9 protein-coding genes are annotated in these 13,024 nt (G+C 64.0%); 6 read left to right on the top strand and 3 right to left on the bottom strand.

Going from position 1 to position 13,024, the window contains the following annotated elements:
* Nucleotides 1–62 precede the first annotated feature (62 nt).
* The 6 genes from iolG to BZG29_RS24710 are packed head-to-tail and all read left to right on the top strand — an operon-like array spanning nucleotide 63 to nucleotide 8,082.
* Nucleotides 63–1,052, top strand: a complete 990-nt coding sequence (gene iolG, locus BZG29_RS24735; protein ID WP_077408436.1) for an inositol 2-dehydrogenase — start codon at nucleotides 63–65, stop codon at nucleotides 1,050–1,052.
* 12 nt (nucleotides 1,053–1,064) lie between these two features.
* The gene (gene iolC / locus BZG29_RS24730) at nucleotides 1,065–3,011 is read left to right on the top strand and encodes a 5-dehydro-2-deoxygluconokinase (RefSeq protein WP_077408434.1); all 1,947 of its coding nucleotides are present in this window, start codon (nucleotides 1,065–1,067) and stop codon (nucleotides 3,009–3,011) included.
* On the top strand, nucleotides 3,008–4,861 hold the full coding sequence (gene iolD, locus BZG29_RS24725; RefSeq protein WP_077408432.1) for a 3D-(3,5/4)-trihydroxycyclohexane-1,2-dione acylhydrolase (decyclizing): 1,854 nt from the start codon (nucleotides 3,008–3,010) through the stop codon (nucleotides 4,859–4,861). The genes iolC and iolD overlap by 4 nt, the downstream gene beginning before the upstream one ends.
* 1 nt (nucleotide 4,862) lies before the next feature.
* On the top strand, nucleotides 4,863–5,777 hold the full coding sequence (gene iolE, locus BZG29_RS24720) for a myo-inosose-2 dehydratase (RefSeq protein ID WP_077408429.1): 915 nt from the start codon (nucleotides 4,863–4,865) through the stop codon (nucleotides 5,775–5,777).
* Entirely contained in the window at nucleotides 5,774–6,568 is a 795-nt protein-coding gene (iolB, locus tag BZG29_RS24715; protein WP_077408427.1) for a 5-deoxy-glucuronate isomerase, read from the top strand. The genes iolE and iolB overlap by 4 nt, the downstream gene beginning before the upstream one ends.
* 14 nt (nucleotides 6,569–6,582) lie before the next feature.
* Nucleotides 6,583–8,082, top strand: a complete 1,500-nt coding sequence (locus tag BZG29_RS24710; RefSeq protein WP_077408425.1) for a CoA-acylating methylmalonate-semialdehyde dehydrogenase — start codon at nucleotides 6,583–6,585, stop codon at nucleotides 8,080–8,082.
* 19 nt (nucleotides 8,083–8,101) lie between these two features.
* On the opposite strand, the gene BZG29_RS24705 is transcribed toward BZG29_RS24710, so the two are convergent.
* The 3 genes from BZG29_RS24705 to BZG29_RS24695 all read right to left on the bottom strand — a co-directional run bounded on the left by BZG29_RS24705 (nucleotide 8,102) and on the right by BZG29_RS24695 (nucleotide 12,873).
* The gene (locus BZG29_RS24705; protein ID WP_253192695.1) at nucleotides 8,102–9,682 is read right to left on the bottom strand and encodes a histidine phosphatase family protein; all 1,581 of its coding nucleotides are present in this window, start codon (nucleotides 9,680–9,682) and stop codon (nucleotides 8,102–8,104) included.
* Between the two features lie 91 nt (nucleotides 9,683–9,773).
* Nucleotides 9,774–11,393 (bottom strand): histidine-type phosphatase, encoded by a 1,620-nt coding sequence (locus BZG29_RS24700; protein ID WP_077408423.1) that lies wholly within the window; start codon nucleotides 11,391–11,393, stop codon nucleotides 9,774–9,776.
* A gap of 79 nt (nucleotides 11,394–11,472) precedes the next feature.
* Complete coding sequence (locus tag BZG29_RS24695) at nucleotides 11,473–12,873, bottom strand: alkaline phosphatase family protein (protein ID WP_077408421.1); 1,401 nt, start codon at nucleotides 12,871–12,873, stop codon at nucleotides 11,473–11,475.
* Nucleotides 12,874–13,024: the final 151 nt, after the last annotated feature.

Below are 13,024 nucleotides of genomic sequence, written 5' to 3'. Positions count from 1 at the left end.
GCCTGGAAATGCACACGTGTGCATTTCCAGGCAGAATTATTCCGACTATCGAGGAGATGGAAATGATTCAAGTGGCATTGTTCGGCGCCGGGCGCATCGGCCGCATTCACGCCGGCAATCTGGTGCGTCAGCCTGGCGTGCGCCTGAAATACGTGGTCGACGTGCATGCGGGTGCGGCGGCGGAGGTGGCGGCCCTGCATGGCGCCAGCGTGGCCAGCGTGGAAACTGTGTTGGCCGACCCTGAAGTCAAGGCCGTGCTGATCGCGTCGAGCACGGATACGCATGCGGACCTGATCGTGCGCGCAGCGGCCGTCGGCAAGGCCATCTTTTGCGAAAAACCCGTCGATTTGACGCTGGAGCGCGCGCGCGCCGCCGCGGTTGCCGTCAAGGATGTTGGCGTGCTGTGCATGATCGGTTTTCAGCGCCGCTACGACCCCACGTTTGCCGCCGTCAGGCAGCGCATCGCAGCAGGCGAGATCGGCACGCCCGAATTGCTGGTCGTCACCAGCCGCGATCCGGGCCCGCCGCCCGTCAGCTATATCCAGGTATCGGGCGGCATCTTCAAGGATATGCTGATCCACGATTTCGACATCTTCCGCTGGATACTCGACGATGAAGCCGTCAGCGTGCACGCCACGGGCAGCTGCCTCGTCGACCCCGCCATCGGCGCGGTGGGCGACTTGGACACGGCCGTCGTCACCATTCGCACGGCCAAGGGACGTTTGTGCCAGATCAATGCCTCGCGCCGCGCCGCCTACGGCTACGACCAGCGCTTCGAAGTGCTGGGCAGCGCCGGCATGCTGCAGGCGGGCAACCACAAGCCGACGGAAGTGACGGCCTACGGCGCCATCAACGTCAGCGTCGACAAGCCGGAAGACTTTTTCCTGGAACGCTACCGCGCCGCCTACGCCAGCGAAATGGCGCACTTTTTCGAGGCCTTTGCCCATGGTGCGCCCTTGCGCACCACCGTCCACGATGGCTTGAAGGCACTGGAACTGGCCGAGGCGGCCACCGTGTCATGGCGCGAACAGCGCATCGTGCAATTGTCATAAGGAATGCATGTCATGAAGAATACGACTGAATTTGCCCAGGGCCACGCGCTGGACGTCATCTGCCTGGGCCGCCTGGCGGTGGACCTGTACGCGCAGCAGATCGGCAGCACCCTGGAAGACGCGACCAGTTTCGCCAAGTACCTGGGCGGCTCTTCCGCCAATATCGCCTTCGGCACGGCCCGCCTGGGCCTCAAATCGGCCATGCTGTCGAAAGTGGGCGATGACCACATGGGACGTTTCCTCACTGATACCTTGGCGAAAGAGGGCTGCGACGTCAGCCACATCGGCATCGACCGCGACCGTTTGACGGCTTTGGTCATGCTGGGCCTCAAGGATAAAAACACCTTCCCGCTGATTTTCTACCGTGAAAACTGCGCCGACATGGCCATCGACGCATCCTTGGTGGATGCGGCCTTCATTGCCTCGAGCAAGGCGCTGTTGATCACCGGCACGCACTTCTCCACGGCTGCCATGCACGCCGTCAGCACGCAAGCCTTGAAATTGGCCCGCGCGAATAACGTGCGCACCGTGCTCGACATCGATTACCGGCCCGTGCTGTGGGGCTTGTCGGGCAAGGCGGACGGCGAAACGCGTTTCGTTTCGAACGAAGGCGTCACCAAACATCTGCAGGCGATCTTGCCGCAGTTCGACCTGATCGTCGGTACGGAAGAGGAATTCATGATCGCCGGCGGCGGCGCGGACATCATGGCCAGCTTGCGCGCCGTGCGGGCCGCCACCCTGGCGACCCTGGTCGTCAAGCGTGGCCCGCTGGGCAGCGCCGTCATCGACAGCGTGGTGCCGGCCAGTCTCGACGATGCATATAACTACCGCGGCGTGCGCGTGGAAGTGCTGAACGTGCTGGGTGCCGGGGACGCGTTTCTGTCCGGCTTTTTGAAAGGCTGGCTGCGCGGCGAGGATTACGAGGCGTGCTGCCGCTACGCGAATGGCTGCGGCGCCCTCGTCGTGTCGCGGCATGGCTGCGCGCCGGCCATGCCGTCGCCCGTGGAACTCGACTATTTCCTGGCCAATGCGACGAAACTGACGCAGCCGGACCAGGACGCCACCTTGTCGCGCCTGCACCGCACGACGGTGGCGCGCAAACAGTGGAATGAGCTGTGCGTGTTCGCGTTCGATCACCGTACGCAATTCTTTGAGCTGGCGCAACAAGCGGGCGCGCCCGAATCGCGTATCTGCGCCCTGAAGCAATTGATGGTGCAAGCCGTGGCGCAGACGGAAACGGCCTTGCAGTTGTCCGGCAAGACGGGCGTGCTGATCGATGGCCGTTATGGCGTCGACGCGCTCAACGATGCGACGGGCCGTGGCTGGTGGATCGGCCGTCCCGTGGAATTGCCGGGATCGAACCCGTTGCAGTTCGACTGGGGCCGCTCCATCGGTTCGCACCTGCTCAGCTGGCCGAAGGAACACGTGATCAAGTGCCTGGTGCAACTGCATCCGGACGACGCCGTGGAAAACCGGCTGGAACAGGAAGCGCAGATCAAGGCCCTGTATGACGCCGCGCAAGTGAGCGGTCACGAACTGTTGCTCGAAGTCATACCGTCGGACTCCTTGCCGCACGGCGACGACACGGTCTTGCGCGCCGTCAAACGCCTGTACAACCTGGGCATCTATCCGGAATGGTGGAAGCTGGAAAGCATGTCGGCCCAGCAATGGCAAGCCATCGATGCCCTCGTGCACGAGCGCGATCCGTATTGCCGTGGCGTCGTCTTGCTGGGCCTGAACGCGCCCATCGACAAACTGGCTGCCAGTTTTGAACAGGCCAGTGCCAGCACGACGTGCCGCGGCTTCATGGTCGGACGCACCATCTTCCAGGAACCGAGCCGCCGCTGGCTGGCCGGGGAACTCGACGATGCAGGCCTGATCGCCGCAGTGCGCGCCAACTTCGAGCAGCTGATCAGCTTGTGGCAGCGCACGCGCAACCGCCTGGAGCGTGCCGCATGAGCGCCACCATGCACAAAACCATCCGCTTGACCATGGCGCAGGCATTAGTCCGCTACCTGTCCGCCCTGCGCACGGAGGAGGGCGATGGTTCCTTGATCCCCCTGTTCGGCGGCGCCTTTGCCATCTTTGGCCACGGCAACGTGGCGGGCCTGGGCGAGGCGCTGTACCAGTACCGTGACAGTTTCCCGACTTACCGCGCCCACAATGAACAGGCGATGGCGCACTCGGCCATTGCCTATGCGAAAGCGCACATGCGCCGGCGCATGATGGCGGTGACCAGTTCCATCGGTCCCGGCGCCACCAACTTGTTGACGGCGGCAGCATTGGCCCACGTGAATCGCCTGCCGGTCTTGCTCTTGCCCGGCGACGTGTTCGTCTCGCGCGCGCCGGACCCGGTGTTGCAGCAGCTGGAAGATGCCAGCGACGGCAGCGTTTCCGTCAACGATGCCTTCAAGCCGCTGTCGCGTTACTTCGACCGCATCGTGTATCCGGAGCAATTGCTCACCGCCTTGCCGCGCGCCATCGCCGCCTTGACGGACGCGGCCGCCTGCGGCCCCGTGACCTTGTCCCTGCCGCAAGACGTGCAGACGATGGCGTATGACTATCCGGTCGACTTTTTCGAACCGAGAGTCGTGCGTTTCCGCGCCGTGCCGCCCATCGAACAGGAACTGGAAGAGGCGGCCGCCTTGCTGAAAAATGCAAAACAGCCGCTGATCGTGGCCGGCGGCGGCGTGTTGTACGGCCAGGCCGGCGCCGCCTTGCAGGCGTTTGCCGAACGGCATGGTATTCCCGTGGCGGAAACCCAGGCCGGTAAAAGTTCATTGCCGTGGGACCACCCGCTGCAGCTGGGCGCCATCGGCGTGACGGGTTCGCCCGCCGCGAACGCGCTGGCGGCGCAGGCGGACGTCGTGCTGGCCGTCGGCACACGGCTGCAGGATTTTACGACGGGGTCCAATTCCCTGTTTGCGCAAGCGCAACTAGTCAGCCTGAACGTCAACGCTTTCGATGCGCTGAAACGCCGGGGCCTGGGTTTGCAGGCGGACGCGACACTTGGCTTGCAGGGACTGTCGCGGCTGCTGGGCAGCTGGAACAGCGCGGGCCAGTGGCTGGAGCGGGCGCAGCAGGCGGGGAGCGCGTGGCGCGAGACCGTGCTGGCGATCACCGGCAAACGGGAAGTCGCCGGCTTGCCGTACGACGGCGAAGTCATCGGCGCCGTGCAGCGCTCTTCACTTGACTCCACCACCCGCGACATCGTCGTCTGCGCGGCAGGCACCTTGCCGGCCGAACTGCATAAACTGTGGAGAACATCGACGCCCGGCGGCTACCACATGGAATACGGCTATTCGTGCATGGGCTATGAAATCGCCGGCGGCCTCGGCGTCAAGATGGCGAAACCTGAATCGGAAGTCATCGTCATGGTGGGCGACGGCAGTTATCTGATGATGAATTCGGAAATCGCCACCTCCGTCATGCTCGATAAAAAACTCATCATCGTCGTGCTCGACAACCGGGGTTACGGCTGCATCAACCGCCTGCAGCAGGCGTGCGGCAATGCCTCGTTCAACAATATGTTGCCCGACAGCGCACCCCGCATCGACTTCGCCCTGCATGCGCAATCCTTGGGCGCCTTGAGCGAGCACGTGGCCAGTATCGCAGAACTGGAGCAAGCCATGCTGCGCGCCCGCGAAGCTAGCCGCACGTATCTGATCTGCATCAATACGGACGACACGCGCACAACCGAGGAGGGTGGTTGCTGGTGGGAAGTGGCCGTGCCCGAAGTCTCGACGCAAGCCGGCGTGCAAGCTGCCCGTGCCCGTTATGAAAATGATCGCCTGAAACAAAGGAATTGAAATGACTACATGGAATGTGAAGATCGGCATCAACCCGATCTCGTGGATGAACGACGATTTGCCGAGCCTGGGCGGCGAGACGCCTTTGGAAACGGCGCTGAAAGAGGGCGCCGAGATCGGCTACGTGGGTTTTGAGCTGGGCAACAAGTTTCCGAAAGATGCCCCGGCCCTGAACGCCATGCTGGGTAAATACAATCTGGCCTGCGTCTCCGGCTGGTATTCGGGCCGGCTGGCGCACCGCAGCGTCGAAGAGGAGATCGCTTCCGTCGCATCGCACTTGCGCTTGCTTGCCGACAGCGGCGCCACCGTCATGGTCTACGGCGAAGTGGCCGACGCCATCCAGGGCGAAGCCCGCCCGTTATATAAACGTCCGCGTTTCCAGACGCAGCAGCAATGGCGGGCCTATGCCGACAAGCTGACGGCGTTTGCGAAACACTTGCTCGACCACGGCGTGCGCCTGGCCTACCACCACCACATGGGTGCTTACGTGGAAACGCCGGCTGACGTGGATCAACTGATGGCCCTGACGGGGCCGGAAGTTGGCTTGTTGTTTGATACGGGTCATATCACCTTTGCCGGCGGCGACGCGTTGGCGGTGCTGAATAAACATATCGATCGCATTTGCCACGTGCATTGCAAGGACGTGCGCCCCAACGTGGTGAAACTGGCGAGAAATGGCCACTGGAGTTTCCTGCAGGCCGTCATCAACGGCGCCTTCAGCGTGCCGGGCGACGGCAGCATCGACTTCCCGGCCATCCTGACGCGTTTGTATCTGCACGGCTACGAGGGCTGGCTGGTGGTGGAAGCGGAGCAGGACCCGGCCGTCGCCCCCAGCTACGAATACGCGAAGATGGGCCACGATTACCTGGCAAGTCTGGTCGACGCGATTCCGCGCCTGGGCCGGGAGGCGGCATGAGCCCGCTGCTGGTGAAAGCGGGGCAGGGACAGACCATCGTCGAGGTCACGCCCGAGTCCGCCGGCTGGACGCACGTGGGCTTTGCCGCCCACCGCCTGGCGGCCGGCGAATCGCTGAGTCTGGAGACGGGCAGCCGCGAGCTGTGCCTCGTCGTGCTGACGGGCACGGTCACCGTGCAGGCGGGCGAGCAGACCTGGGAAGCCATCGGCAAGCGCGCCAGCGTCTTCGAGGACGTCTCGCCCTATGCCGTGTATGTGCCGCTGGAAACCACGGTCGGCATCACGGCCGTGAACGCCGCGGAAGTGGCCCTGTGCAGCGCGCCGGCCACGACGCACCGTCCGGCACGCCTGATCGAACCGGCCAGCATGACGCGCTCCGTGCGCGGCAAGGGCGCCAACACGCGTTATGTGTGCGACATCCTGCCGCAGACGGAGGAAGCAGACGGCTTGCTGGTAGTCGAGGTGGTCACGCCGTCCGGCCATTCGTCCAGCTATCCGCCGCACAAGCACGACAGCGACAATATTCCAACCGAAAGTTCTCTGGAAGAAACTTATTACCACCGTTTGAACCCCGAACAGGGCTTTGCCTACCAGCGCGTCTACACGGATGACCGTTCCATCGACGAAGCCATGGCCGTGGAAAACCACGACGTGGTGATGGTGCCCAGGGGCTACCACCCCGTCACCGTGCCGTATGGCTACGACGGCTATTACCTGAACGTGATGGCCGGCCCGAAACGCGTGTGGCACTTTAAAAACGACCCGGCCCATGACTGGCTGATGACGAAATAACCAAGGACAAGACAATGACGACCCCGACAATCGGCCACTTTATTGGTGGCAACCCCATGGCCTCGCGCTCCGAGCGCACGAGTGACGTGTTTAACCCTGCCACGGGCGCCGTGACGGCCAGGGTGGCGCTGGCGACGCCTGCCGAGCTGAACGCGGCCGTGGCCGCCGCCCACGCGGCCTTTCCCGCCTGGTCGCAAACCTCGCCGCTGCGCCGCGCCCGTGTCATGTTCAGGTTCAAGGAATTGCTGGAAGAACATGCGGATCAATTGGCGGCCCTGATCACGGCCGAGCACGGCAAAGTGTTCACGGATGCGAAAGGGGAAGTGACGCGCGGCATCGAAGTGGTGGAGTTTGCCTGCGGCATCCCGCAAATGATGAAGGGAGAATATTCGGAGCAAGTGGCCGGCGGCATCGACGCCTGGTCCATCCGCCAGGCGCTCGGCGTGTGCGTCGGCATCACGCCGTTCAACTTTCCCGTAATGGTGCCGATGTGGATGTTTCCGATGGCGATTGCCTGCGGCAATACCTTCGTATTAAAACCGTCGGAGCGCGTCCCGTCGGCCAGCCTGCTGCTGGCGCAGCTGCTGACGGACGCGGGCTTGCCCGACGGCGTCTTCAACGTGGTGCAGGGAGATAAAGAGGCCGTCGATGGCTTGCTGCATCACCCGGACGTGCGCGCCGTCAGTTTCGTCGGTTCCACGCCGATTGCCGAGTATATCTACGCCACCGGCTGCGCGCAGGGCAAGCGCGTGCAGGCGCTCGGCGGCGCGAAAAACCACATGGTCGTCATGCCCGACGCGGATATTCCCCAGACGGTCGATGCCCTGATGGGCGCCGCGTTTGGCTCGGCCGGCGAGCGCTGCATGGCCATTTCCGTCGTCGTGGCGGTGGGCAATGTCGCGGACCAGCTGGTGGAAGCCCTGGTGCCGCGCATCGCGGCGTTAAAGATCACGCAGGGCATGGATCTGGCGGCCGAGATGGGCCCCGTGGTGACGCAGGTACACAAGGACAAGATTGCCGGCTATATCGCCACGGGCGTCAAGGAAGGCGCCAGGCTGGTCAGTGACGGGCGCGGTTTCGTGCTGCCCGGCCATGAAAAGGGCTTTTTCCTCGGCGGCAGCCTGTTCGACCATGTGACGCCGGAGATGACGATCTATCAAGAGGAAATCTTTGGCCCCGTGCTCTGTATCGTGCGCGTGCCCGATTTTGCCAGCGCGCTGGACCTGGTCAATGCGCATGAGTACGGCAACGGCACGGCCATTTATACGCGCGACGGCAACACGGCGCGCGAGTACACGCACCGCGTGCAGGTGGGGATGGTGGGCGTGAACGTGCCGATCCCCGTGCCGATGGCCTTCCACAGCTTCGGCGGCTGGAAGCGCAGCCTGTTCGGCGACCACCACGCGCATGGCCCGGAATCGGTGCGCTTCTACACGAAACAGAAGGCGGTGACGCAGCGCTGGCCGGCCTCGACGGCTGCCGGGGCCGAGTTTGCCATGCCGACCTTGAAGTAATCAGGCCAGTGGCGGTGCCTTAGCGCGCCGCCACGTGTCCGTAGCAGGTTTTCAGTTGCGCATAGTCGTAGAAGACGCTGCCCGGTGCGATGCGGGCGCCTTCGCAAGCGGCCTGGAAGTCCGTTTCCTTTTCGTTGTACAGCAGGCGCACGATGAGCTGCCCTGCGCCGTTGCGGTACACATCCCACTGCATATTGGCCGCCAGCGGCGAGACGCTCTGTCCGCGCCATGGATTGTTTTCATAACTGTAGCTGAGCGATGCCGGCAAGGGGGCCAGCGCCTGCTGCAAGCCCATGGCCGACGCGAGCGGAATAATCATCTCGGCGTGCGTGAAGCGCAGCTTCGCCGCGTGGCGCAAATCTCCGCTGGCCAGCGCGTCGACTTCCTTGAAAAAATCCTCGCGCAAGGCCAGCGCGAAACGCCAGGTCACGCCACTGCTTTCCATGGTGGCCGGTCCCTTCTGGTAAAAATCCTCATGGTCGGCCACATACGCGTAGTAGCGCGCATCTTCGGCGGGCATGTAGCGGCTGAAATCGGCCGGTACTTCATGCCGCATGCCGGCGGCGATCGCATACAACTCATACAGTTTTGTCGTGGCGGCATTCAGGCTGCGGATGACGGTTTTGCCGCTGCCCGTCATGGTGCGCGTGAGCTTGCCGTCGTCGCTGGTGAAGGTGTAGCTGCCCGTGTCCGCATAGCTGGCGCGGCCGCCTTCAAACTGGTCGAGGAAGGCAGGAGAAAACAGCCGTTCGAGCACGTGGCGCGCATGTGCGGTCGTCGCAGGCAGCCTGGCCGGGGCGTCCATCAGCGCGTGCAGCTGCTTGGTTCGTTCATAGTACTGGTAGGCCTGGCTGGCGGCATAGGTGGCGTAATACGGGTTGGCCGGATCGGTGACGCGGTCCGTCTGCGGCGCCAGCTTGTGCGCGTACAACAGGAAGCGGTTGACGCCGGCTGGCTGCAATATCGGCTGTACCGCAGCCTTGCGTCCTTGCGGATACGGCGCCGGCGCGGGCGGCAGATATACCAAGGGTGTCAGCGCTGGCGCGTGCTCCAGCAGCGACTGCGTGAAGAAGCGCGAACTGTCGCGCGCGCGGTCCACGCCGGAATGGATGGTGACGAGCTGGCGCGGCGCCGTCGCCGCGTCTTGCCCCACTTGCGCAAACAGGGCGGGCAGGCGCGCCAGCATGCGCACGGCCAGCTGCCGGTGCTCGTCGATACCCGTCTGCGACAGATTGCCGTAGCCGGGCCGCTCGATGCCAGCCACGCCATAACCGAGCAAGGCATTGGCCTTCATCAGGGCCAGGATGTCGGGACCGAGTTCGCGTCCCAGGGGCGTGAGCGCATCCTGCGCGGCGGCCTGCTGCCACATCGCATACAGGGCCGCGTCGTTCTTCATGCTGGTGAGCCCGCGCGAACCGTGGCGCGCCACCAGTTGCGTGAAGATGGGCTGGAAGCCGGCCGGCGGCGCGGCATAGGTGGCCGGGTCCTGCTGCGGCGCATACGGCGTCTTGGTCTGGTAATGGCCTTCGACGGCCAGGGCGGGAGCGGCGCAGATGGTGAGGGCCAGCAGCATGCTGGACAAGGGGAGCGGTGGGGGCATGGCGATCCGTAAGTGACGTGATTGATTCTTACGTGCAAGCCTAGCAGCAAACGTCGAACAGGCGGGCACGGCTGCCCGCCTGCATTCGTACTTACTGCGTCACGTGGCCGTAGCAGGTCTTCAGCTTCGCATACACATAGAAATGGCTGCCGGCGGCAAAGCGGGCGTCATCGCAGGCAGCCTGAAAGTCGGTTTCCTTTTCGTTGTACAGCATTTTCACGAGCACATTGCCGCTGGCGTCGCGGTACACATCCCACTGCATGTTGGCCGCCATCGGCGCCACGTACAGGCCGCGCCAGCTGCTGTTGTCATAGCTGTAGGTCTGCGCCGCCGGCAGCGCGCCGACGACGGTCTTCAGACCCATGGCCGTGGCCAGCGGGATGATGGCTTCCGCATGCGTGAAGCGCAGCTTGGCGCCGTGTGACAGGTCGCCGCGCGCGATGGCGTCCACTTCCGTGAAGAAGTCGTCGCGCAGCGCGCGCACGTAGTTCCAGGTGACGCCGGCGCTTTCCGTGGTGCCGGGACCCTTGTTGTAGAAATCCTGGTAATCCTGCACGAAGGCCTGGTACTTGGCCGCGTCCGACGGCATGTACTGCACGAAGTCGGCTTTGACCTCGTTCGTCATGCCGGCCACGATGGCGTACAGGTTGTACAGCACCGATGCGGCATCGGCCAGGCCCTTGATGGTGGTGCCGCCGTCGCCCGTGACGGTGTTGGTGAATTTGCCGTCGTCGCTGGTAAAACTGTAGGTGCCCGTGTTGGCGAAGCGGTAGGTGCCGTTGTCGATCTTGTCGACGAAGGTCTTGGTGAACAAGCGTTCCAGTACTTCGCGGCCCAGGGTACGCGCCGTGGCGTCCGTGTCGATGGCCGTGTATTTGCCCAGGAAGCCGGGGCTTTCCAGGTAGGCTTGATAGGCCTGGCTATCCTGATAAGTCTGGTAATGGCTGTCGAGGGTGTCGGTGACCAGGTCCGTCTTCGGCACCAGCTTGTGCGCATACAGCAGGAAGCGGTTGGTGCCAGCTGGTTGCGCCACGGGCTTGCTGGCCGGGTAGCCGGCCGGCGCGGGCGGCAGGGTAATCAGCGGCGCGACGGCCGGTGCCGTGGCGGCCAGCGACTGCGCAAAGTACGCGGCGCTGTCCTTGGCGCGGTCCACGCCGGAGCTGACGGTGACGATCTGGCGCGGTGCGCTGGCGGCATTGCTACCCAGCTGCGTGAACAGGGCGGGCAGGCGCGCCAGCATGCGCACGGCCAGCTGCTTGTGTTCATTGATGCCCGTCTGCGACAGGTTGCCGTAGCCGGGCGCCGTGATGCCGTCCACGCCGTAGCCGAGCAGCGCGTTGGCCTTCATCAGTTTCAGGATGTCGGCGCCCAGCTTTTGCCCCAGCGGCGTGAGCGCATCGTCGGCCGCCGCCCGTTGCCAAACGTTGTAGAAGGCGGCGTCATACTTCATGCTCGACAGGCCGCGCGAACCGTGGCGCGCCACCAGTTCGGTGAACACGGGCGCGTAGCCGGCCGGCGCGGCCTCGTAGGTGGCGGCGTCCTGCTGCGGCGTGTAGGGCGTCTTGGTCTGGTAGTAGGTGGCGGGGGCGGCCGGCGTCACGGGCGGCGTTACCGGGGGCGTGACGGGGACGGGCGGCGTATCGTCGCCGCCGCCACAGGCGGCCAGGGAAAGCATCAGGAGGGACAGGGGAAGATGGCGTGCGTGCAGCATGGTGTTTCCTTCAGATGTGGTTAGTCCGGGCGCGCCGAGCAGACGGCGCACCCTGGGCAGACAGGCAGGGGAATGGGTATTACAGCTTGAGGGCTTTGGCCAGGCTGTTGGCGCGCGCATCGCGCTCGCTCAATGGCGCCAGGCCATGGCGTTCCTCGATGAACTTCAGGATCGACACGGTTTCATATTCGGTATGGTCGATATGGCCGCCCTCGCTGAAGGGCGAGATGACGAGGGCGGGGATGCGCGTGGCCGGGCCGAAGCGGTCGCCTTTGGGCGGCGCCACGTGGTCCCAGAAACCGCCGTTTTCATCGGTGGTGACGATGATGACGGTATCCTTCCATTGCGGACCTTCCATGATGGCGTTGATGATGGCCACGCCCTCGTCGTCGCCTGCCGCCACGCTCGATTTGTCCATCCCCGGATGCATGTTCTTCTTGCCCATGGGCTTGTAGAACGAGACGGGCGGCAGCTTGCCCGCCTGGACATCGGCGATCATGTCGGAGCGGTCCTTCAGGTGCGTGGCGCGCTGCTGCGGGCTGTCGATGAAGCGCTTGAAGTAGGTGAACGGCTGGTGGTGATATGAGAAATCGTCTGCCTTCTTGCCCGACTTGGTCGAGGCGACGGCGATGTCGTAGCCGTCCGCATAATAGACCCAGGATATGCCCTTGTCCGTCAGGCGGTCGCCGATGGTGGGCATGGTTTGCGGCGGCAGGAACGTCTGCTTCTTAGTCGGATCGAACAGCAGCGGGCCCTGCATGGTGTTGACGGCGTAGCCGTCCTGCGTCACTTCCGCTTCCTCGCCCTTCTTGTGGCCCGTGCCGCGCTCATCCTGGGCGACGATGGACTTGGGCGCGTTCGGGAACACGGGCGTGCAGGCGCAGGTCAGCCACATGTGGTTAAGGAAGGAACCGCCGTAGGCGGACTGGAAAAAGCGGTCGGCCAGGGTGTAGCGCTGCGCCAAGGCCCACAGTTTGAGCTTGCTGCCGTCGAAATAGCCCATGGGCAGGGCGCCCGTGTTGCCCTCGACGACGAAGCGGTCGTTCTTGCCGTCGTTGATCTGGCGCTTGTGCGTCCAGAACGCGTGCACGGGACTGGCCGTCTTGTCGCCCAGCGACACGCTCGGCTCCATGTGGAAGGGCGCGTTGGCGATGTCGGCCTTGAAGCGCTGGTCCAGGCCGCCCTTGTCGAGTGCCACGGCGGGCAGCATGGCATAGGGCTTGCCATCGGGGCCGGTCTGCGTGGTGGTGTCGGGCGAGCGGCCATTGGCGATGCCGTCGGCGCCGGGGAAGGTGCCGAACAGGTGGTCAAAGCTGCGGTTTTCCATGTACACGACGACGATCTGGCCGATCTTCGCCAGTTTCGGATCGGCAGCGGCACCGGCAGCCGTATTGTGCTGCATGCCGGTGGGGGTGGTGCAGGCCGCCAGGCCGATGGCCCCGGCGCCAAACAGGGCGATTCTTAGAACGTGGTTCAACATAACGGTCTCCTTGATACGCCTCCGTGGGCGGGGCGCTTTTTTTAGTGGTATGGCCAGAACAGGCTTTTTGAAGAAATTGCACACGTGTGCAGTACACGTGTGCAAACAGTAACCCGGATTTTTTTTGATGTCAACAAGTACGGGCGGGGGA

Source organism: Janthinobacterium sp. LM6, assembly GCF_002002885.1.
Taxonomy (GTDB): domain Bacteria; phylum Pseudomonadota; class Gammaproteobacteria; order Burkholderiales; family Burkholderiaceae_D; genus Janthinobacterium; species Janthinobacterium kumbetense.
Note: the sequence above shows the minus strand (reverse complement) of the source record. Positions and strands in the feature narration are given on the sequence as shown.